Here is a 19,325-nt window from a genome sequence, read left to right as displayed (position 1 = left end):
CTACAAACGGATAATCGGTTCTTGACCGGTCTGCTGACGAAGAATCTCATCGATTTCCGCCTTCGAGTAAACCTTGCCTTTACCGATTCCAGGGCACGATGCCTTCTCTGCTTCCCAACTCTCTTCGTTTTCCATTACGCTCCTCCAGAAAGGATAGGTGCGACATTGCCTAGGCCGTGCGTTATAGACCGAGCAACCCTGTTTCGTAAGGAAAATACAGTCGTAATTCTCTCTCTCCAGTAAACTGACCATGTGAAAGGCTCCCATGTTTACCAGACGACAATAGGTGCGGATGAACTGATCCTCTTGCATCGAAGTAAAGGCGCATAGTTTTTCCAGATCCTCTTGAGAAAGGAATACATAACCCGGCTCACAACTGCAACAATAGTTGCAACCTTGAACACAGGTAAATGCCAGACCTTTCTCATAAAAACAACGCATTAGCACCTCTTTCTTCATAGACAACGGAAAAGAGGCCTTCCTCAAAGAAGAAGGCCTCCAAGTGGAGAGAGAAGGATTCGAACCTTCGAAGGTGTAACCAACAGATTTACAGTCTGCCCCCTTTGGCCGCTCGGGAACCTCTCCATGCCAAAAGACAAAGGTACATTACAAACTATTATATCTTTTGTCAACCGCTGTTGAAAAAAAACTGGTATCACAGACTTTTTCACACGACTTGACAGAGAGTTTTTCTGCCGGTATATTGCAACAGTCCAAGCCGACTTAGCTCAGCGGTAGAGCACGTGACTTGTAATCTCGGGGTCGTCAGTTCAATCCTGACAGTCGGCTCTCAAACGGCATATCAGAAATTTCTGGTATGCCCTTTTTATGGCAACTCCCGCATCCGCGATGAACTACGAATCTTCAAAGTTGGCTGGAGTACAATATCCCCACCATGCTTACCAGCCATACGTTCCCATATCTGCAAAAATGCTTTTGTTCCAAGAAGACGCGGATCCTGATGGATGCTGCTGAGTGCCGGTCGGGCAATCTCAGCGAGAAAAGAGTCATCATAGCCGAGAATTGAGACCTGTTCGGGAACAGCAATGCGCTGCTCATCCAAAGCTTGCAGTACGCCGGCGGCAACTGCATCGTTGCAACAGATGATGGCATCGAAGTCACAAAGGCGAGACAAAAATTCTTTTGCTGTAGTATAGCCGCTGGAAAAATCATAGCCCGTCATGCATAGCAGGGATGGTTCCAGCGAAATTGAGTATTCTGCCAAAGCCCGCCTATACCCTTCCATTCGGTCAAGCGAGGAATAACTGCCACGGTTGGGATGGTCCAGGTATGGTATCAGCTGATCCACACCATCCATCGGACTCTGCCAGAAACTTGCGAAGAATGCTATATGCCGATGGTTGCTTCTAAGCAAATACTTGGCAGCGAGATACCCTCCTTCCACATTGTTGTAATAGATATGATTTGCATGTTTCAGATAGTCTCTCCGATACACTATCAGCAAAGGGAAATCCGGTGCAAAAAGCGTTGGAAGCAAGGTTGAGGCGGCGTCGGAGAGCGGACAGAAAAGAAGCGCCGAAACGCCAAGGGAAGCTGCTTGGATTAGGCATTGGGCTTCCTGGTCGGCACTACCATTCGCTGAGTACACAACTACATGGCAACGTGCCCGATTCGCCTCCTTCATAACCCCTTCAACCACGGCTGAAAAAAAGTGGTTTTCCAAGTTTGGTACAAGTATGGCAAGCAACGATATCTTCTGCTTCTTGACCGAAGGAACATATCCAAGCTTTTTCATTGCCTCCCGAATCAAGTTTTCAGAAGCAGCGTCGACATTGCGTGCATTATTTATCACCCGCGATACGGTCGCAATGGAAAGTCCGGCCTCTTTGGCAACATCGGTTATTGTTACTTTCTTGGTATTCAAAGCTACTCCTCCTGTATGGACAGGTCAGCACCACATTCGGCCAATTTTGAGAAAAAGCCTGGGAACGATACATCGGCACACTGCGCATCGGTTACTACAATCTCACCCTGAGCAGCCAAACCAGCAACTACGAGCGCCATGGCAATGCGATGGTCATCCGACGAGGACACAATACCCGATTGAATCCGAGTCGGTCCTTCAACTACCAAACAATCGTTTTCCATCCGCAGGTTGCAACCAAGTGCATTCAGTTTCAGAGTCATTTCCTCAACACGGTCGGTTTCTTTCTGCCTGACGTGTTCCAAATTGATAAAAACCGTCTGTCCTTCAGCCTGAGTGGCCAAGACGGCCAACGCAGGCAGGGCATCAGGTATGTCGGACAAATCAATCGTCAAACCACCCTGCAAGGGAGCATTCCCCATAATGCGTAACTCCCCTTCTCCCTGCCTCTGGATATTGGCCCGAAACGAAGTGAGTATTTCTACAATCCGCTTATCACCTTGGGAGTCTGAAAAATCCAGGCCGGTAAGCACCAGATCGGAGTTGGTTATTGCAGCAGCCACCAAGGGAAACGCTACAGCAGACCAGTCGGCTGGAATCAGAAAATTCCCACCGTGATACCTTTGTCCCCCTTCAATGGTGAACCGAGTGTACTGTTCAGGGTTTTCCACCTCTACACCAAGTCGTTTCATCCAGTCAAGCGTCAGTTGGACATAGGGTTTTTCCAGTGCATTGTGGACATGTATGACGGTAGTGCGCTTGGCTAACGGGGCTGAAAGCAAGAGGCTTGAAACATACTGACTGTTCTTTCCCTCTATGGAAACCTCACCACCCTGCAAAAGACCTTTGACCACCACTGGTGGACAGCCTTGCTTCGGTCTGGTTAGGAAAGCAGTCGCTCCCAAGGTATTGAGTGCCTCGACCAGACCCAGAATCGGTCTTCTTCGAATTTGTTCATCACCGGTAATAACCGTATAGCCATCTACCAGTGCGGCCACCGATGTAAACAGACAGGTGGTGGTCCCCGAGTTTTTCGTATCCACCACATCTTGCGGAACCAGCAGATTCCCTCCCCTGCCTTGCACAACCCAACGTTGCTGACTTTGGTCGACAATCGCACCAAACGCACGTGCAGCGCGTAAGGCACTCAGTCCATCGCCGCTGGCCAGCGGGTTCTCGATGCAAGTCTGCCCTTGGGCAAGCGTGGCCAACAATACCGATCGAATGGTATGACTTTTGGAACCGGGGACTTGGATTTTCCCCTTCAGGGGACCTGGTTTTACCTGTACATTCATGGATGATTCCTCTTACGCGTAAAAACAGAGCTGTTTGAAACAAGGGTGCCTAGCACAAGAAGGAGAAGGATAATCGTTATCGGCCTTCCAAACAAAGCAAAAAGCACGTGATCTTCGCTGGAAGCAAGACTGACAGCCCGTCTGAAGTTGGAATCCATCATACCACCCAGTACGATGGCCAGTGTCATCGGAGCTACAGAATAGGAACGACGACGCATGGCAAAACCCAATAGACCGAAGAAAAGCATCAGAATGACATCGAATATCCTATTGTTTGCTGCAAACGAACCAATGACGCACAAGACAGTTACCAAGGGAAGCAACACCCGTTTGGGAATGGTGAGCACTTTGCTGATCCTCGGGGCAGCCAGGTATCCCAGCAGCAACAAAAAGAAGCTTCCAACAAAACCGCCTGCCACAATGGCCTGAAACATATCACCACTGGTTTGAATGAACATAGGACCGGGACGCAGACCATGCACATAAAAGACCGAAAGAATAATGGCTGTTACCGCATCACCGGGAATTGCCAAGGTAAGCATGGGTATCATAGCACCCCCGATACAGGCATTATTGGCCGTCTCACTGGCAACAATGCCTTCCACGGCTCCTTCACCAAACGGTACAGAGGGGTTTTTGACCACCCGCTTGGCCTGGCTATAGGCCAGAAAGGCAGCTACAGGCCCTCCGGCGCCGGGCAATGCTCCTACAAATACACCGATAGTGGCATACCAAAGAGAGAGAGGAAAATGGCGAAGCAACTCTTTCAATCGAATAGGCGTTTTTGATACCTTACTCACTTCCCCGTCTTCAAGTGAAGAAGAGATGCTCATCAGGACCTCAGAGAATCCAAACAAACCCACCAAAGCCGGAACAATGTTGATACCAGCCTGCAGATTGCGTATTCCAAAGGTCATACGAGCAGTACCCATGACCGAATCGATACCGATCATACTGAAAAGCAATCCCAAAGCTGCACTGATCAAACCTTTGGAAAATTGTTTGCTGGTCAGCGAGCCTACGGTGGTCAACCCGAATAAGGCAAGCAGAAAATAATCCATCGGAGTAAAGCGCAGGGCAAGCGAAGATATTGGTTTTGCTACGAGAAACAGTGCTATGAAGCCAAAAATGGTACCTACGAAAGAGTACACGATAGCATAAGACATTGCAGCATACGCCTGTCCACGCTTTGCCATGGGAAAGCCGTCCAAGGTGGTCACCACCGAGGAGGGAGCTCCAGGAATATTGATCAGTATTGCTGAAAGCGCTCCTGAGAAAACACCAACAACATACACGCCCATTATGGTCGCCAGTGCATCGCTAGTCTGCCACGAGTAGGTAATCGAAACCAACAAGGCTGTTGCCATGGAAACCGATAAACCGGGTATCGCTCCTACAAACAAGCCGGCCACCGACCCGACAAAAACCAAAAGCACAAAACGAATATCCAAAGCAAACGAAAGAATTCCCATCAGATCAGCCATTACTCCACACTCCTAAGGCAACATAACATGCAGAAGCATGGCAAAAAGCACATACAGCACCACAGGGAATACCAGAGACAGACCTATGGACACTGCCCATCGCTTTTCCCCCAAGTAACGTATGATACACAAAAGAAAGAGAAAGGTACTGGCAACAAAACCGAGAAACCCCATGCTTGCTATATACAGTGTTGTTGCCAAGATCATGACCAAGGTTGGCTTACCTTGGAATTCTTCATCTTTGTGTGCAGATTCCCCCAAACCCTGTCTCATTATTGACAGGGAAAGGGGAAGCAAGAATAAGGCAATCAACAGGGGGAATAGATACGGGGATTGTCTCCACTCAATGTCTGCTTGCATATGATGTACAAGTGCATATACACAAAGACCACAAGCAAGAAGAAGGAATCCAATCCCTTCAAAAAAGGTCGTACTGCGTTTCTGATGCGTTGCCATGCAAGCTCCTAATAATCCAATTTCTTGATACCGAACTTTTCAGGACTGATTTTTGCAGCCCCATTGTCATACAACAGCCAAGAAACAAGTGACTCCCATTCTGCATAGAAAGAGCGCATGGAATCTTCATCGGGATATTTCTCATAGAGTTTATCCAAAGAGTTGGCTGCTACAAAATCCTTCCATCCCTGTTCTTGCACAGCTTTCTTGGCCGCAGAACGCAAAGCATCAACCACCGAAGCAGGAACATCGGCCTTTACCAGCAAGGAGAGCGGTGTAAAGGGATTATCCAGATACTTCTCAGAGCCGACCAGAATTTCCGACAGCGTTGGAACCTCGGGATGAGCTGCAAGTCTCTGCAACGCAGAAATACCCAGCAATTTAAGATCCCCGCTTTCGAGGTATCCGGTCACCGTAGAGTAGTTTGAATTGGTAAATTCAACTTGCTTGCCCAACACAGCCACAATGCAATCAGCTCCACCCGGGTAGGCAGTCAAAGCCATATCCAACCCCATTTTGTTGTAGATGAGGGCCTGAACGTGTCCAGAGCCACCGGGGCCTGTATAGGACATTTTCACCTTACCAGGTCGGTTCTTTATGTCATTCACCAAATCCTCAAGCGTCTGATACGGAGAGTCCTTGTGTACAACGATGACTTTTGGGTCATTGACAGCCACCATGATGGGAACGAAATCATCGTAACTCATTTCACTGAGGCCCATGACACGCTGGGTGCCCAATGACTCTGCGGTGAAGAGAACGGTGTACCCGTCACTCTTTGCATCCAGAACTGTTCTCGCTCCAATGGAACCGCTTGCCCCACCCTGATTGATTACGGTAATACTTTTGCCGAGGTGTTTTTCCAACTGTATGGCCAACTGTCTTCCACTGATGTCTGTAGTACCTCCTGCACCATACGGAACTATCATGGTGATAGGTTTCTGTGGATACGCGTTTTCCTCGTTTTCAGCAACCCCTGTTGCAAACAGACCCAAGGTACAGACGAGCATGAGAGCGATAACAATACGACGATGCATTGGAGCCTCCTAAAGAATTATGTGTAAATTATCAATTATTATGCTTGTTTTTAAATATTTATGCAATATTCATCCAAATATTTATCATCATTATAGCTAACTTATGGATTAATAATGAGTAATTGACATAACTTTTTACCAATATGATTGTAAATTTACATATTGTTGTACAATAAAATGCCATAGAGTGAGAATTTTTTTAGTTATTTCAATAAATCGGGACGCAGACGCTCAGCCCCATCCAGGAATACCGGCTTAGTATGCTTTGAATGGTAATTCAGTATGAGAAGCATGCGGATAACCTTACCAAGCATTCCGTCGATTTCCAACTCTTGCATACAAAACAGAGGGGTACTGCTGCAATAGCCCCCTTTACGAAGCCCGGTTGCTGGATTCCTGCTCTTCAAATCACTGGTCTGGGTGATGAGCAAACTCACAACATTTGTCTCGGATAGTCCATTTTGTTCAAGAATGGATGCATAGAGCTTACAGGCGGCAGCCTCAATGAGAGCCGGTTCATCACGCTCTACACAGATTGCTCCACGAATGGCACATATGGTTGGTTCTTGCATACTACTCCTCACTCAACTGACGATCAGACCTCGCTGGAACAAGGTCTCCAAAATGGCTACCACAAAACTCAAGGCAAGTATGCAGAGCATTCTTACCATAGTCAGCAGCACGGCAGAAAGCGGGAATACCCGGTCCGCCGCCCACACAATACAGGAAAAGACCAATATCCAGAAGCCGAACAACAAACTGGTCCAGCTGATGAAATACAAGAAAAATTGGAGAAGGGAAACAAAGTTTTCTGTCACAGAAAAAAAACTGCCCAACAAGTACACAAGAAAGAAAAATAGATATAACAGGAGTGTGTAGGTATGTACCCGGCTGGAGAACGCCAGCAAGCGTCTGGTCTGCAACATAGACAGAGAATACCATCTACCTTGGCTTGTCTGCAACCGGGAAGCTGACAAAGAGCATTCCCCCTTGCTTGGCAAATACATCCAAAAACGTATCGGTTGTACGGTTCGAGAGAGAAAGGGTTCCCATCGACAACCGATAATTTTCCAGGGGCCACTGCAACTGTTTCGCTGTTACCGAAACATCCTTGGAAAAACTTGCAGGAAAGAGGCTGACATGCTGGCCTGCCTTCAGACCCTCAAAACGCTGGTACCCTCTCACAAGATGCACAGCCTCATATCCTGTATACCATGCTTCAGGCGGTCCGTAGAGATCGAATAGGGCAAAGGTAGCAAAGAGGTGATCCATGCGAAACCCTCCCCCCCCAATCAGCAAATACTGCTGAAAGCCTTTGCTCAGTACCTTTTTTATTGCAAGCTCGGTGTCGCTCTCATCCTTGTCCCTCAGGCTTCGCTCATGGGCTTTGCTTTGTATTTCGGATGGGAAGAGGGTTGAATCAAAATCCCCGACGCACAGGTCAACCGATAAACCCAATGCACGTGCAGTATCATAACCGCTATCCGCTGCTACGATGTAATCACCATCCTCTATAAGTCCAAAAGGGAGAAGACTCGGAGCTCCTCCACCTGTGCATATAATCGCTTTGCTCATATTTTCTCACTTTATGTTGCGATTCAAGCAATATTGGAATAGTATATTACCACATCCATAAATCAAAGAGGTTATAGCATGTCCAACGTTGCTCAACATCTGGCCCAGTATGCACTCAAATGTGCCGATATCATGATTCCCAAGGCAGGAACTGACTTAACCAAATGGGCAGTCGTTGCTTGTGACCAGTATACTTCAGAACCCGAGTATTGGGAACAAGCAGCCGAGTATGTCAAAGACGCCCCGTCGACGCTGAATCTGATTTATCCAGAAGTCTATCTGGAGGAAGAGCAGCCACAGAAACGCATCCAATCAATCAATGCCACTATGCAAGAGTATATGAAGAAGAAAATCTTCACCACGTATCCAAATTGTTTTTTCCTCGTACACCGTACGACTAAGGAAAATTCACAAGGTCGATGGGGTTTATTGGTCACCCTCGATTTGGAACAGTATGATTATGCCAAGGATTCCCGCACCCTGATCAGGGCGACCGAGGGTACCATTCTCAGCCGTATTCCTCCCCGAAAGGAGATCAGACGCAATGCTCCCCTGGAAGTTCCGCATATCCTGGTTTTAATCAACGATGAGAAACGCTCGGTTATTGAACCCTTAACAAAGAAGATAAACGCCCTGCAACAGGCTTACGATACTCCTTTGATGGCAAACGGTGGGCACCTCAGCGCTTGGGTGGTCGACAAGGAAGAAGATCTTAGCGCAATTGCCCTGGCCGTCGAGGCGATGTATCAAAAGCTGGATCCATCAAACCCTCTGCTTTTTGCCATGGGAGACGGCAATCACAGTCTTGCAACAGCAAAAAGCTGCTGGATGGACATCAGGAAGGGACTGAGCGAAGAGGAAATGCAACAGCATCCCAGTCGGTATGCACTCGTTGAACTGGAAAACATATTCGACCCCGGCTTGGAATTCGAGCCCATCCACCGTGTATTGTTCAACCTGGACAAAAAGACATTCTTCCATGAAATTGGGAAAGTCTGCCTCGAATCCACGAGCACGCCTGTCTCAAATCTGAAGGAAGTCGAAAGTCTCATCAATCTGCAGGATGGAAAACAGAAATTCGGGTACTGTGATGAAACAGGCTATTATGTTGTAGCCATGGCAGAGCCCAAAGCATACATTGCTGCCGGTACGTTGCAATTGGTGATCGATTCCTTGCTTGAGCAGAAGAAAGCTACCGTGGATTACATTCATGGCGTTGAAGTAACTGCCAATCTGGGAAAGAAAAAGGGAAATATCGCCCTCATTCTTCCCGATGTTTCCAAAACCACATTCTTCGATACCATCATCAGCGACAACGCTTTACCAAGAAAAACCTTTTCCATGGGAGAAGCGCATGAGAAACGGTTCTATATGGAAGCTCGCAGAATTCAGAACTAACTGAGCAGGGCGGATGCATCATAGGCACCGCACCGAATAAGCTCATAGGGTTCTTTTGTACAATCGATCAGGGTGGAGGGAGTATCCCTTCCTCTATCCGGATCGATGACAATGGCTTGCACCTTTTGCTTGTAGGTAAATATGATATCGGTGATGCTGGTGATGGCGAATCCCGCATCGTTTACGCTAGTTGAGTAGATAGGCTTTCCGAGTTTGTTCAGAATCTGCTGGGTGAAGGGGTCGTCGGGAACCCTGATGGCAGTACTCCCCTCTCCGTTTTGATTCTCCAAAATGACTGTAAGAGCACAAGGCCAATGCTTTTCAAGAACTGGGGGAATCTTGCACAAATGATGAGCCTGCATAAGAGTGGCGAGAACGATAAACTGATGCTGCCCTTTCTTTTGCTTGAGCGAGCACAGTTTTTCCAAAGAAGTATTGTATTGACCGCTCAAACCGTAAATCGTATCACAAGGAAGAACCAGTATTTTATTTTCCTGTAAGAGCCTTACCACTTGGTCGACAGTAGTATCCACTGTCTTGTAGAGCAACTGTGCTTCTTCAACCATCCAACCCACTCCGCTTTCTCCGTTTGCGTTTTAGCAATGCATAGCATACCGTAAGAAGGCTTGAAAATGCTAGTGCCATAAAAAATACAATGAGACTGGACAATCCTTCAAAAGAGAGTCGTCCTGAAGGCGCGGGTGCTGTAATCGGTATATCCAAAGCAGCGTCTTCTCCTCCATTTTCAAAATAAAATACTTGTTCCCCCTCAGTCTGGTAGCCATATTTGAATGCGGCATCCCGAAGAGCGTCCCGCCCGCCCATGAGTTCTCGTTGCTCTTGCAAGGAATCCACCTGCAATGAGAGAACCTGTTGTGAATAGCGCAGCCGCTCAATCTCGGTACGCAAGGCTTGATTATGTAAAAAACCGCCTTTCCCAAAAACTGAGAGCAGCAGAGGGAAGGAAATACCTAGGCTCAAAGTGAATATCAACGGGAATTTTCTTGTCATGCAATCCTTCAACCTCTATAATAATTATGATACTATAGCTATAGTATCGGTGTAAAGTTTGCTTGGAGGTTGCGATGTCTGAAAACAAACACTATGGACGGCAAATCATATTGAGCTTGTTTCTTACCGTTTTTCTTTTGCTTGCAGTCCTCTATCTGGCATCGAGATTTCTCCTTCCGCTGTACGACATCAATCAAGAGTTGCTGTACGGCATGCTCGTCAAACTTTTCCCACTTCTCATCGGACTGGTAATGATTGAGATCGGTGTCATGGTTGCCAGGCGCAGGGACGAGGATTATGCAGATCAGGTGGACAAGCTGCCACCGAATGCCTATGACAAACCATTTTACAAGCTACCCAATGACGACCCTTCCCATTTACATAGTGAGCAGCTCGCATTCGGTCAACAAAAAGTTGAACCTATCCAAGAAAGAATGCAATCATCTGATATACAAGAAGAGAAGCTTGAAATAGACCCGATAAAGCCAATCCAGCCTGTATTCAGCGTACAAGAAGCTCCTAAGGCTGTAGTTCGTAGTGAAGAGGAACCAGTAGTTCAGAACGTTGCAACGGTTGAGAAACCGGTTATGCCCATTGTTGAGGAAATCGTCTATAAAACTGACTTCGATACGATTCTTTCTGTAGAACTGGATAATTCGAAGGATATGGATTACGACCTGACCTTGGTCCTGATAGAAGTAACTGAAGGTCCCGCTTCCTTGATCGCAAACAAATTGATGATGCTGAGCGGGGAATTAGCCTATAGCTTTTCTCTGGAAGGAGGGAAAATTGCCATGGTCCTTCCCTTCTACAATGCAGATGAATCTCGTTCCTTTACGCTTGGCATGATTGAAAGTTGCAAGAAGGAGTTCTCGGGCTCTTCACTGCAAATTGGGTTTGCTTCACGGAATGGAAGAATGATTGACAGCAGGCAGTTGCTTCATGAAGCGGAAGCTGCCTGCAACATCCAGGAAGACTAGTCTTTCAACGGAATATCAAAACACATACGGTCTTTGGTCAGGATTGTCGGACCAAAGACTTTTTTTGCATCCTTGAGCAAGTATTTTAGCTCGCGGTCGCTGTATCGGGGGCTGTAATGCAACAAGCCGAGCTGCGCAACCTCAGCTTCCTTGGCAATACGGGCAGCTTGATCGGCTGTCATGTGCTTCTTCTCATAGGCCGTCTCAGCCATATCGGCAGTAAACATGCCTTCGCAGAGTAAGAGATCACTCTTTTTTACATGCTCAGCAATTGAAGGAAGATACACGGAATCGGTGACATAACTGAATTTCCGTCCTTCCCGCTTCGGTCCGATTACCTGATGGCTTTCTATGATCGTTCCGTCGCCCAGGGTAATCGAAAGTCCTTTTTGCAGTTTTCCCCACATCGGTCCCATGGGAACTCCCAACTGTTGGGCCTGCTCGGGATGAAATTCCCCCGGACGATCTTTCTCCTGCATTACATATCCCACACAAGGTTTTGTGTGATGCAAAGGGAAGGCAGAAATGGTGAAATCATCAGTCTCGAGGATAACGCCGCTCTCTGCAACCTTCACAACAATTTCATAGTTGATATACATATCCAGAATACGTCGATTGGCATCGATATACTCCTTCAGTCTTGCAGGGCCGTAAATAGTCAAGGGTTCATTTCGGTCGACCTGGCTTGAAAGCATCAGGATCCCTGGAAGTCCGGTGACATGGTCGGCATGCATATGACTGATGAATATGGAATGGATCTTCTTCCATTTGAGATTCAACATCTTCAACGAAACCTGGGTCCCCTCTCCACAATCGAAGAGAAAGAGTTCCCCATCCCGGCGAACCATAGCACTGGTAAGATACCTATTGGGAAGAGGCATCATGCCGCTGGTCCCCAGAACAAATACTTCAAAATTCATGCAGTCAGTATAGCTGAAAACCACACTTAGTCAAAGTGTGTACAGGAAAGTGGTTCAATTACCTTCACCCTTCTGAGACTCCACTGCACTGAAGCCATGCTTACACCGACCAATACCAGAATAATGGTGAGAATATCCTTCGGGGGAATGACTATGGAAAAATCCAGCAGATAATAGGAAAGGGAGGGGATCGACTTCTCTGCTACATAGGCGAGAATCGGGCCGAGGTTGCTTGCCAGCACGATACCCAACACCGTTCCCGCTATGACCGAAATAAGAGTAACCAGCATAACTGTTGAGAAATATACGTTTCGGATGAACACTTTTCTGGCCCCAAGCAGCGTAAGCATTGCGATTTTGTGCTTGTCATCCTCCACCAACTCCCGGGAGAGTTCACTGATGAAATACCCGCAGAGTATGGCCACCACCATCATTACCCCAAGCACAGCCTGCCGACTCGTATTGAGATTCGTAGATACGCTGTAGTTCTCCTCATCCCAGGAGGTTACCATATACCCTTCGAGGGCAAGATGCTGCTTGATGGTTTCAGTCAGAGTCTGTTCCACCAGCAACTCATAGTAGGTTTCTTCTTTCCCGGCAAAGAGTCTGTGCATGAGATCGTAATCACAAAAGACTAAGTTTGCATCAAGTTCCTGGTAGCCGGAGTCATAGAGATTGCGAATCACACACAATTGCGGACGGATACTACTTTGATTGACGAGCATGAGGGCTACCCGGTCCGAGATACCCACGCCCAGTGATTCAGCCAAGGTTGTACTGAGCAGGATTTGCGGGAGATTGGTTGTTTCGATGTTCTCTTGCTCTCCCATCGTGAGTTGGGAAAGACGCATAGCATTGAAATAGGAGGGGCCTACCCCTTTGAGGCGTACCATTTTGTTTGCTTTTGGGCTGTAAATCAGAGCAAAGCTTTGTGCTACCAACTGGGTATCGAGCAGTCCCTCGATGGGAGCAAGCTCAAGACCCGGCTTTTCATGCAGCTGCAGATGGCCATTTCCCAAGAGTGCGTACTTGTCGGCTATGCCGCGGCTCATAGACACGACAAATATCTGGGCAAACACCAAGGAAGCAACGACCAAACTGATGAGTAGGACATTGAAAAGTATTCGTTTTTTTGCTGCTCGGCTTCCTCGATACCCTAGTTTTCTGGATACCATGAGGTGTAGGAGAGAACCTTTCAAGCGTCCACCTCCAGATTTCGGTTATGCAGGTGGTACACTATGTCACACCGGCTCGCAAATGCATTGTTATGGGTGATAAGCATGAGAGAGAGTTTGCGCTTTGAAACAAGGTCAAGAAGCAAATCCTCCACCAACTGAGCATTTCGTTCATCCAAAGAGCCGGTAGGCTCATCGGCAAAAATGACCGCAGGCTCATTCACCAATGCTCGAGCAATAGCGACCCTCTGCCGCTCACCACCGGATAACTGATCGCTGGTGTGATAGAGTCGGTCTTCAAGACCTACCGTCTGCAGCAACTTCAAGGCACGTTTTTGGGCTTCTTTCTCGGAATATCCAGCAATCATGGCAGGAATCTGGACGTTCTCCAAGGCATTGAAATCGTCGAGCAACAAACTGCTCTGAAAAATGAATCCCATCCGCTTACAGCGCAACATACTCAGCTTCGCATCATCCAAATCAGAAAGTTGCCGGCCTTCAAACAACACGTGCCCGCCATCGCATGAGAGCAAGCCTGCACTGATTTGTAAAAGGGTAGATTTTCCGCTTCCACTTCGCCCGGTAATGGCAATACTGGTAGATTGACAGAGACAGAGATCCACCTGCTCAAGAATTTGGATCGGCTGGCCACCCCTCAAGGTTGCAGGAAAACTTTTTGAGACCTGTTGTAGCGTCAATACTTCAGCTGACTTCATCATGCGCAAACATCTCCATAATATCGGCTTTCAGAATTCTATGCGTCCCTTGCAGCGACGCCAATACGCTGAAAACCAGGATTGAGACTACCAAAATAACCACTTCGTAGGTTCTGATTTCAAGAATGAGATGCACACCCATGGATTGATACACCAGCTGCGAAAGCATCGGATAGAATGCTACCGCCGTGTAGGACACAAGCAGACCTAACACGCAACCGATGAGGGTAACCAACAACGATTGCAGGATGAACAACGCTTGGACTTTCTGCTTGGTCAAACCCATGGAACGAAGCATCGCTATCTCCCGCTGTTTAGCAAGCAACAGACGTCTGCTGCTGCTTCTGATATGCACAAGCACGACAATTACCATCAAAAACAGCATAAGGGTCATCATTTTTTGCTCAAGTTCCATGGCACCATATAAGGAAGCATTCACCTCTTTATAGGTAGCAACGTCGGCATAGCCCAGATCTGCTATCTGCCTTTTTACCTCAAGCACATCGCCTGAAGTGAAAATTCCCACTTTAAGCGGTGCATCAGGATTCAACGAAAGCAAGGTCTCTACATCACAGAGGAAGGTAGAACGGTCGAAATCATAACTGGAGGTGTAGTACAGCGAACCGATTACCATGCTTCGTTGACTTGGAATTACAGTGGCCTGCCTGCCTTTCTTCAGCAACGTCACCTTTATCTCATCCTTAAGGCCGTGAGTACGGCTGTTTGAGTAAGAAGAAGCAAGCATGCCTGGTACAAAAAGCTCGCCACGGTAACTGTTCAGCTGGGAAAGAAGCCTACCCTCTGCCTCAAGGCCTCGAATTCGTCCGGCTATTGTGCTGCCGTCGGCGGCTTGGGTAATGACGGGAATGTCGGCATAGATAAAAGCTGCGTCCACTGATTCCAGCCCTTCTATCTCCAATGCAGCCTGAAAGGCTTTGTCCTCATCATTCGTCGCAAGTGCAACTTGTACGTCAAAGGATTCAAATGTCCTGATATCCTCAAATTGATCGCGTTGCAGTGCCTGCATGAATGATAAAACTGCAATGATTGCGAACAGGCAAAGAGCAAGGCCGATAGTTATTCTAATACTGGTCCCCCGATGCCGGTTCTGTTTGGAGAAGGCATAGCGGGTGCAAAGGAGCAGCAGTACTCGCATGTCAATAATAGACGATGGAAAGAACGCGTTTTCCATCAACTGCATAGGTGACGTCAGCATACGGTTTCCCCTCACTATAGAGAGTCTGTATACTGCTTCCATCTTCATTGTATCGGGTATGCTTCACGCTCTGGCCCTGTATCTCCTCAATCGCTGAAACAAGGGACCCACTCTCGTACATCTTGATCATCACCCTACCATCCATTTCCGTAATTCGTTGCTCAGTGAGGTCTCGACTTTCATTATACCGGTATTCAGTGAGATAGGAAGGAGTTTTGGAAGAAACCAACAATCCTTGGGCGTCGTACCGTTCCAGGATTTCACCCTCAGGTTTTCTTCTGATGAGGGAGAAACTGCCATCCTCGTAGGTGACAACCGAAATTTCTTCCGCTTTTTCCTCCCCTACCCAGAACTCGGCAATTGTTCTCCCATTATCCAGAGTGGTAAACAGCTGCCCGCCATCCTGATCATAGAAGGAAAAGTAAGCAAGTTCCTTGAGCATCCCAAAGGTACGCAGATTGCTTTGCCCAGGGGTAACCGTAAGGATTGATGACAGAGACCCACCGGCGTAGCTATAGATTCTGGCACTCTCAAGCTGTCCACCAATCAACGTAGTCAGCTGCGAGAGAAGGCCATCGGTTGCGTAATGGTAATACACAACAGCCGAACCCGATTGCATCTGCATCAAGAGACCATCCTGATACACCTCGACCAAGTCAGGTTTTCCATCTGCATAGCGCGTAACCTGTACCTGACGGCCTTCCTCATCGAACGTCTGCTTTGTCCACACCAAACCATCGGGTCCATACAGCTGGGTCTGATTTGGCAGCAGGGCCAAACGGAATGCACCCTCGCCTGTCCAGACACCCCTGTCTTGGCCGATACTGTTGGAAAGCCGTAGACTTCCAGCAATAAGACTGCCAAGACACAAGAGTATGGCGCAAGCGAGCAGTAGACGTTTCATCTTATTCGGTAAGCCCCACCAAGGTATCCAAGAATTCATCCTTGTCAAAGAGATGGATATCCTTGTATGTTTCTCCGGTCCCGACAAAGGCGATGGGGATGTCCTGCTTCTCGCCGATTTGTACCAAGGCTCCGCCTTTGGCAAGACTATCATATTTGGTGAGGATCAAGGCGTCGAGCTTTACTGCTTGGTTGAATAGTTCAGCCTGGCTGATGCCATTCTGCCCGGTTGTAGAGTCGATAACTAAAAACTTCTTGTAATGGACATCGTCAATTCCCCTACCCTTGACAATTTTATCAATTTTGGAGAGCTCACGCAGCAGGTTTTCCTTGTTGTGCATCCTTCCTGCAGTATCGACAAGAATGAGATTCTCGCCTTTGGCCTGGGCTGAGGTAATGGCGTCAAAGACCACCGAGCCGGGGTCACTGCCGCTTTTCTGTTTGACGATTCTACATCCAAGCCGCTGGGCATGAACTTCCAACTGGTCGATGGCTGCGGCACGGAAAGTATCTGCTGCAGCAAGCAACACTTGCTTGCCTTGATTCTGGTAGTACTTGGCTAGCTTGGCTATGGAGGTGGTCTTCCCAACCCCGTTCACCCCAAGGATGAGGAAAACCGTCAGACTTTTAGGATCGAGATTTTCATCGAAGGTTCGAATTTTGTCTGCAAGCAGACGCTTAACCAGCAATTGCAAATCCTTCTGCGTCTTGGTTTTCTCACTTTTGGCAAGCTTTCGCACCTCTGAGGTAATATCCATGGCAAGCTTTGCACCCAAATCTCCCTCGATAAGGAAGTCCTCAAGCATTTCAAAGTAATTTTCATCAAAGGTATTCATTCCAAAGAGCGCTTTCAGTTTCGCTCCAAATCCTTTCAGCATATATAACTCCTAATTACAATTTACATGCCCGAGTCTGCTCGGGATGCATATGAAGCAAGTTCCATAACCAAGGCGACCGAAGAGACAAGTGCAATCGAGCTGGTTCCCACCAGGCCCACCTGCCAGAGGGCATTTGAGGTATCGTACATCTTTGACAAAGAGGCACAACCCACATAGGCTCCAAACAATAAGATAGTATTTCTCAACCGTTTATAAAAGTCCTTCTGACTGTCAAGCAAGAGTACTTCGTCAGAGAGAAGCTCGTTTTTGAGCTGTACCGTCAAGGAGCGGGTTGGTTTGTCAAGCTGGAGTATACGGTTCGAGAATCCTTTTTTGGTTCCCGTGAGAACCAATGGATACGTAGGATCGGCAAGCGAAATGGAAAGGCTTGTCCCTCTCTCTTTTCCGTCAACAAACCAAGTCACAGAGCCGCTTCTTCCCTGAATGTACAAATCTGGATGCTGCACCTTGGTTAATGCAAACGTCATCCGCCGAATCTCGCCGGGTTCCAACCTCACCGAAAGATTCTGATTTGTGTAGCCAGCAGCTGAGATACTAAGGTCATGGTTACCGCTTTCAAGAAATAGTGGGGATGAATCGACAGGAATCTTTGCTCCATCCACCAGAATGGAAAAGGAAGCAATCCCCTTTTCAAATACCAAAGCGCTCAGTGTAGGGGCTGCCATCACCTTGAAAATTTGTGCCTCCAATTCTTGGACAAGGCTCTGATAGGCACCGTATTGCACCAGTCGATCGAGCACCACTGTCCTGGATGTGGAAACGAATTCGATTCTCACCCGTTCAAAATCACCTAAGTTCTGAGACTGTAAAAGAAATAGAGCATCGTACTGTTGTCTTTCTTTGTACCAGGCCAAGGCCTCTTCATCAAAACGAAGCAACAACGAGACATCACCATCGTAGGCTTCGATGGAATATTCACATACAATATTTTCTGGGATCTCATCGGGGTAAGTTTGTTCATTCTTTGCAATTGAAGCTAATTTCTTGGCATCTTGATCTTGGTATGCACCGTGCAACTGTAGTGCATCAGCCTTGAGCAACGAGGACTCTTGTTGTTCGAATACGGCTTGTTTGCGTTGTGCATCAAGAAAGATAGATTTGCCATAGGTTCTTGCTGCAGTTTCTACAACATCTGAGAGGCCTTCAAGCTTCGGGTCAAGCGCAACAAGACCAACCCGAAAGGTTGGACTTGCCGCTGCAACTACAACAAGGGGAAAAACGGTTAGCATAAGGAGTGTCAGCAAGGCATAGCGCCTGGCCATAAGCTACTCCTCCTTTTGGGCCCATTGGAGATAGCCTTCAATGAAATCCCCGATCTCCCCATCCATGACTGCTTGGATGTTACCTACGGTCACGCTTGTCCTATGGTCTTTGACCATGGTATAGGGCTGAAACACATAGGAGCGTATCTGGCTTCCCCACGTAATTTCTTTCTTCTCAATAGCGTCCTTCTGATGTTCTTTTTCCTTCAGCTCACGATAATACTCATAGAGTCGGCTTTTAAGCATCTTGAAGGCAACGTCCTTGTTCATAACCTGACTGCGTTCATTCTGGCATTGAACGACAATACCGGATTCATAGTGGGTGATACGTACGGCACTGTCGGTCTTATTGACATGCTGGCCGCCGGCACCGCCCGCCCGGTAGGTATCGAGGCGGTAATCCTCGGGTTTCAAGTCAATTTCAATGGTGTCATCGATGACAGGTGATGCATAGACACTGGTAAATGAGGTATGTCGGCGCTTTTGCGAGTCAAAAGGACTAATTCGGACAAGGCGGTGTACGCCTGCCTCGCCCTTCAGATACCCAAAACTATACGGACCCGAGACCCTGATAGTGGCACTCTTAATGCCACCTTCGTCCTCCAACAGATCGAGGACTTCGCTCTTGAATCCGTTTCGCTCGCAATACCTAAGGTACATGCGCATCAACATATTGGCCCAGTCACTGGCTTCATTTCCTCCCGCTCCAGCATGAATGGTCAAGAAACAGTCGTTCTTGTCAAACTTGCCATCGAGCAGGGTCTTCAGCTTAAGTTGGCCGTATTGTTCTTTCAATTGGGTAATCTGGGCGTCGATCTGTGCCTCTTCCTCCGGGTTATCCGGTTCATCAGCATAGATTTCCATAAGCTCAGCCATATCACCAAGAGAATCAATCAACTCTTTCCAGGGATAGTAGGAATCCTTGAGACCATTGAGTTGTGCAAACAGTTGTTCAGCACCCTTTCGGTCATCCCAAAAGCCTGCCTCTAGTGTTTTTGTTTCCAGTTTCTGGATTTCAGAGAGCATCTTATCCGGGTCAAAGACGCCTCCATACGGTATAGGCTTCTTCTTTTACACTTTCAAACATAGATTTATTCTGGAAATACATGGGCT

The 19,325-nt window shown here is 47.6% G+C and carries 21 protein-coding genes and 2 tRNA genes; 3 read left to right on the top strand and 20 right to left on the bottom strand.

What is annotated here, in order from left to right:
• Both SPIBUDDY_RS06945 and SPIBUDDY_RS06940 read right to left on the bottom strand, forming a co-directional pair.
• Positions 1–441: a YkgJ family cysteine cluster protein gene (locus SPIBUDDY_RS06945; protein WP_041381181.1), complete on the bottom strand. Its 441-nt coding sequence runs from the start codon at positions 439–441 to the stop codon at positions 1–3.
• A gap of 62 nt (positions 442–503) precedes the next feature.
• Positions 504–585 (bottom strand) — tRNA-Tyr (locus SPIBUDDY_RS06940).
• A 132-nt stretch (positions 586–717) separates the two neighbouring features.
• Between SPIBUDDY_RS06940 and SPIBUDDY_RS06935 the strand changes: the two genes are divergently transcribed.
• A tRNA-Thr gene (locus SPIBUDDY_RS06935) sits at positions 718–789 on the top strand.
• A gap of 37 nt (positions 790–826) precedes the next feature.
• Here SPIBUDDY_RS06935 and SPIBUDDY_RS06930 read toward each other — a convergent pair.
• The 8 genes from SPIBUDDY_RS06930 to SPIBUDDY_RS06895 form a co-directional block, all read right to left on the bottom strand.
• A complete protein-coding gene (locus tag SPIBUDDY_RS06930; RefSeq protein ID WP_013607035.1) occupies positions 827–1,885 on the bottom strand; it encodes a LacI family DNA-binding transcriptional regulator in 1,059 nt (352 codons plus the stop codon).
• A gap of 2 nt (positions 1,886–1,887) precedes the next feature.
• Entirely contained in the window at positions 1,888–3,180 is a 1,293-nt protein-coding gene (aroA, locus tag SPIBUDDY_RS06925; RefSeq protein WP_013607034.1) for a 3-phosphoshikimate 1-carboxyvinyltransferase, read from the bottom strand.
• On the bottom strand, positions 3,177–4,664 hold the full coding sequence (locus SPIBUDDY_RS06920; protein ID WP_013607033.1) for a tripartite tricarboxylate transporter permease: 1,488 nt from the start codon (positions 4,662–4,664) through the stop codon (positions 3,177–3,179). Before SPIBUDDY_RS06920 ends, aroA begins: the two co-directional genes overlap by 4 nt.
• Positions 4,665–4,676: 12 nt before the next feature.
• Complete coding sequence (locus SPIBUDDY_RS06915) at positions 4,677–5,120, bottom strand: tripartite tricarboxylate transporter TctB family protein (protein ID WP_013607032.1); 444 nt, start codon at positions 5,118–5,120, stop codon at positions 4,677–4,679.
• Positions 5,121–5,128: 8 nt separating this feature from the next.
• The gene (locus tag SPIBUDDY_RS06910) at positions 5,129–6,157 is read right to left on the bottom strand and encodes a Bug family tripartite tricarboxylate transporter substrate binding protein (protein WP_013607031.1); all 1,029 of its coding nucleotides are present in this window, start codon (positions 6,155–6,157) and stop codon (positions 5,129–5,131) included.
• 203 nt (positions 6,158–6,360) lie between these two features.
• Positions 6,361–6,729, bottom strand: coding sequence for a chorismate mutase (aroH, locus tag SPIBUDDY_RS06905; protein ID WP_013607030.1), 369 nt, complete (start codon positions 6,727–6,729; stop codon positions 6,361–6,363).
• Positions 6,730–6,741: 12 nt separating this feature from the next.
• Positions 6,742–7,083, bottom strand: a complete 342-nt coding sequence (locus tag SPIBUDDY_RS06900; RefSeq protein ID WP_013607029.1) for a hypothetical protein — start codon at positions 7,081–7,083, stop codon at positions 6,742–6,744.
• Between the two features lie 16 nt (positions 7,084–7,099).
• On the bottom strand, positions 7,100–7,732 hold the full coding sequence (locus tag SPIBUDDY_RS06895; RefSeq protein WP_013607028.1) for a thiamine diphosphokinase: 633 nt from the start codon (positions 7,730–7,732) through the stop codon (positions 7,100–7,102).
• Positions 7,733–7,810: 78 nt separating this feature from the next.
• On the opposite strand from SPIBUDDY_RS06895, the gene SPIBUDDY_RS06890 reads away from it, so the two are divergent.
• Positions 7,811–9,130, top strand: coding sequence for a DUF1015 domain-containing protein (locus SPIBUDDY_RS06890; RefSeq protein WP_013607027.1), 1,320 nt, complete (start codon positions 7,811–7,813; stop codon positions 9,128–9,130).
• Here SPIBUDDY_RS06890 and SPIBUDDY_RS06885 read toward each other — a convergent pair.
• Together SPIBUDDY_RS06885 and SPIBUDDY_RS06880 are read right to left on the bottom strand one after the other, a co-directional pair.
• Positions 9,127–9,696 carry an L-threonylcarbamoyladenylate synthase gene (locus tag SPIBUDDY_RS06885; protein WP_013607026.1) on the bottom strand — a complete coding sequence of 190 codons (570 nt, stop codon included), beginning with the start codon at positions 9,694–9,696 and terminating at the stop codon, positions 9,127–9,129. The genes SPIBUDDY_RS06890 and SPIBUDDY_RS06885 overlap by 4 nt on opposite strands.
• On the bottom strand, positions 9,689–10,141 hold the full coding sequence (locus SPIBUDDY_RS06880; protein ID WP_013607025.1) for a septum formation initiator family protein: 453 nt from the start codon (positions 10,139–10,141) through the stop codon (positions 9,689–9,691). The genes SPIBUDDY_RS06885 and SPIBUDDY_RS06880 overlap by 8 nt, the downstream gene beginning before the upstream one ends.
• 74 nt (positions 10,142–10,215) lie before the next feature.
• Between SPIBUDDY_RS06880 and SPIBUDDY_RS06875 the strand changes: the two genes are divergently transcribed.
• Entirely contained in the window at positions 10,216–11,121 is a 906-nt protein-coding gene (locus tag SPIBUDDY_RS06875; protein WP_013607024.1) for a hypothetical protein, read from the top strand.
• Here SPIBUDDY_RS06875 and SPIBUDDY_RS06870 read toward each other — a convergent pair.
• The 8 genes from SPIBUDDY_RS06870 to prfB all read right to left on the bottom strand — a co-directional run bounded on the left by SPIBUDDY_RS06870 (position 11,118) and on the right by prfB (position 19,320).
• Positions 11,118–12,041, bottom strand: a complete 924-nt coding sequence (locus tag SPIBUDDY_RS06870) for a ribonuclease Z (RefSeq protein WP_013607023.1) — start codon at positions 12,039–12,041, stop codon at positions 11,118–11,120. The genes SPIBUDDY_RS06875 and SPIBUDDY_RS06870 overlap by 4 nt on opposite strands.
• A gap of 26 nt (positions 12,042–12,067) precedes the next feature.
• Positions 12,068–13,216, bottom strand: a complete 1,149-nt coding sequence (locus SPIBUDDY_RS06865) for an ABC transporter permease (RefSeq protein ID WP_245523821.1) — start codon at positions 13,214–13,216, stop codon at positions 12,068–12,070.
• 20 nt (positions 13,217–13,236) lie between these two features.
• Complete coding sequence (locus SPIBUDDY_RS06860; protein ID WP_013607021.1) at positions 13,237–13,935, bottom strand: ABC transporter ATP-binding protein; 699 nt, start codon at positions 13,933–13,935, stop codon at positions 13,237–13,239.
• Entirely contained in the window at positions 13,919–15,148 is a 1,230-nt protein-coding gene (locus SPIBUDDY_RS06855) for an ABC transporter permease (RefSeq protein WP_245523820.1), read from the bottom strand. Before SPIBUDDY_RS06855 ends, SPIBUDDY_RS06860 begins: the two co-directional genes overlap by 17 nt.
• Entirely contained in the window at positions 15,090–16,052 is a 963-nt protein-coding gene (locus SPIBUDDY_RS06850; protein ID WP_013607019.1) for a hypothetical protein, read from the bottom strand. Before SPIBUDDY_RS06850 ends, SPIBUDDY_RS06855 begins: the two co-directional genes overlap by 59 nt.
• Position 16,053: 1 nt before the next feature.
• A complete protein-coding gene (gene ftsY, locus SPIBUDDY_RS06845) occupies positions 16,054–16,929 on the bottom strand; it encodes a signal recognition particle-docking protein FtsY (RefSeq protein WP_013607018.1) in 876 nt (291 codons plus the stop codon).
• Between the two features lie 20 nt (positions 16,930–16,949).
• Complete coding sequence (locus SPIBUDDY_RS06840) at positions 16,950–18,212, bottom strand: hypothetical protein (protein WP_013607017.1); 1,263 nt, start codon at positions 18,210–18,212, stop codon at positions 16,950–16,952.
• Between the two features lie 3 nt (positions 18,213–18,215).
• Positions 18,216–19,320, bottom strand: a protein-coding gene (prfB, locus tag SPIBUDDY_RS06835; protein ID WP_013607016.1) for a peptide chain release factor 2 whose coding sequence is annotated in 2 segments (ribosomal slippage) — positions 18,216–19,250 and positions 19,252–19,320 — 1,104 coding nt in all. Because the reading frame shifts where the segments join, the coding sequence is not laid out codon by codon here.
• Between the last annotated feature and the right edge of the window lie 5 nt (positions 19,321–19,325).

Source organism: Sphaerochaeta globosa str. Buddy, assembly GCF_000190435.1.
GTDB classification, from domain to species: Bacteria; Spirochaetota; Spirochaetia; order Sphaerochaetales; family Sphaerochaetaceae; genus Sphaerochaeta; species Sphaerochaeta globosa.
This window is presented reverse-complemented; position numbering and strand designations above follow the sequence as displayed.

Excerpts from the sequence above, each read along its gene's own strand:
- SPIBUDDY_RS06945 (WP_041381181.1), bottom strand. The coding sequence starts at position 441 with ATGCGTTGTTTTTATGAGAAAGGTCTGGCATTTACCTGTGTTCAAGGT.
- aroA (WP_013607034.1), bottom strand. The coding sequence starts at position 3,180 with ATGAATGTACAGGTAAAACCAGGTCCCCTGAAGGGGAAAATCCAAGTC.
- SPIBUDDY_RS06920 (WP_013607033.1), bottom strand. The coding sequence starts at position 4,664 with ATGGCTGATCTGATGGGAATTCTTTCGTTTGCTTTGGATATTCGTTTT.
- SPIBUDDY_RS06915 (WP_013607032.1), bottom strand. The coding sequence starts at position 5,120 with ATGGCAACGCATCAGAAACGCAGTACGACCTTTTTTGAAGGGATTGGA.
- SPIBUDDY_RS06910 (WP_013607031.1), bottom strand. The coding sequence starts at position 6,157 with ATGCATCGTCGTATTGTTATCGCTCTCATGCTCGTCTGTACCTTGGGT.
- aroH (WP_013607030.1), bottom strand. The coding sequence starts at position 6,729 with ATGCAAGAACCAACCATATGTGCCATTCGTGGAGCAATCTGTGTAGAG.
- SPIBUDDY_RS06900 (WP_013607029.1), bottom strand. The coding sequence starts at position 7,083 with ATGTTGCAGACCAGACGCTTGCTGGCGTTCTCCAGCCGGGTACATACC.
- SPIBUDDY_RS06895 (WP_013607028.1), bottom strand. The coding sequence starts at position 7,732 with ATGAGCAAAGCGATTATATGCACAGGTGGAGGAGCTCCGAGTCTTCTC.
- SPIBUDDY_RS06890 (WP_013607027.1), top strand. The coding sequence starts at position 7,811 with ATGTCCAACGTTGCTCAACATCTGGCCCAGTATGCACTCAAATGTGCC.
- SPIBUDDY_RS06885 (WP_013607026.1), bottom strand. The coding sequence starts at position 9,696 with ATGGTTGAAGAAGCACAGTTGCTCTACAAGACAGTGGATACTACTGTC.
- SPIBUDDY_RS06880 (WP_013607025.1), bottom strand. The coding sequence starts at position 10,141 with ATGACAAGAAAATTCCCGTTGATATTCACTTTGAGCCTAGGTATTTCC.
- SPIBUDDY_RS06875 (WP_013607024.1), top strand. The coding sequence starts at position 10,216 with ATGTCTGAAAACAAACACTATGGACGGCAAATCATATTGAGCTTGTTT.
- SPIBUDDY_RS06870 (WP_013607023.1), bottom strand. The coding sequence starts at position 12,041 with ATGAATTTTGAAGTATTTGTTCTGGGGACCAGCGGCATGATGCCTCTT.
- SPIBUDDY_RS06865 (WP_245523821.1), bottom strand. The coding sequence starts at position 13,216 with ATGGTATCCAGAAAACTAGGGTATCGAGGAAGCCGAGCAGCAAAAAAA.
- SPIBUDDY_RS06860 (WP_013607021.1), bottom strand. The coding sequence starts at position 13,935 with ATGATGAAGTCAGCTGAAGTATTGACGCTACAACAGGTCTCAAAAAGT.
- SPIBUDDY_RS06855 (WP_245523820.1), bottom strand. The coding sequence starts at position 15,148 with ATGCTGACGTCACCTATGCAGTTGATGGAAAACGCGTTCTTTCCATCG.
- SPIBUDDY_RS06850 (WP_013607019.1), bottom strand. The coding sequence starts at position 16,052 with ATGAAACGTCTACTGCTCGCTTGCGCCATACTCTTGTGTCTTGGCAGT.
- ftsY (WP_013607018.1), bottom strand. The coding sequence starts at position 16,929 with ATGCTGAAAGGATTTGGAGCGAAACTGAAAGCGCTCTTTGGAATGAAT.
- SPIBUDDY_RS06840 (WP_013607017.1), bottom strand. The coding sequence starts at position 18,212 with ATGGCCAGGCGCTATGCCTTGCTGACACTCCTTATGCTAACCGTTTTT.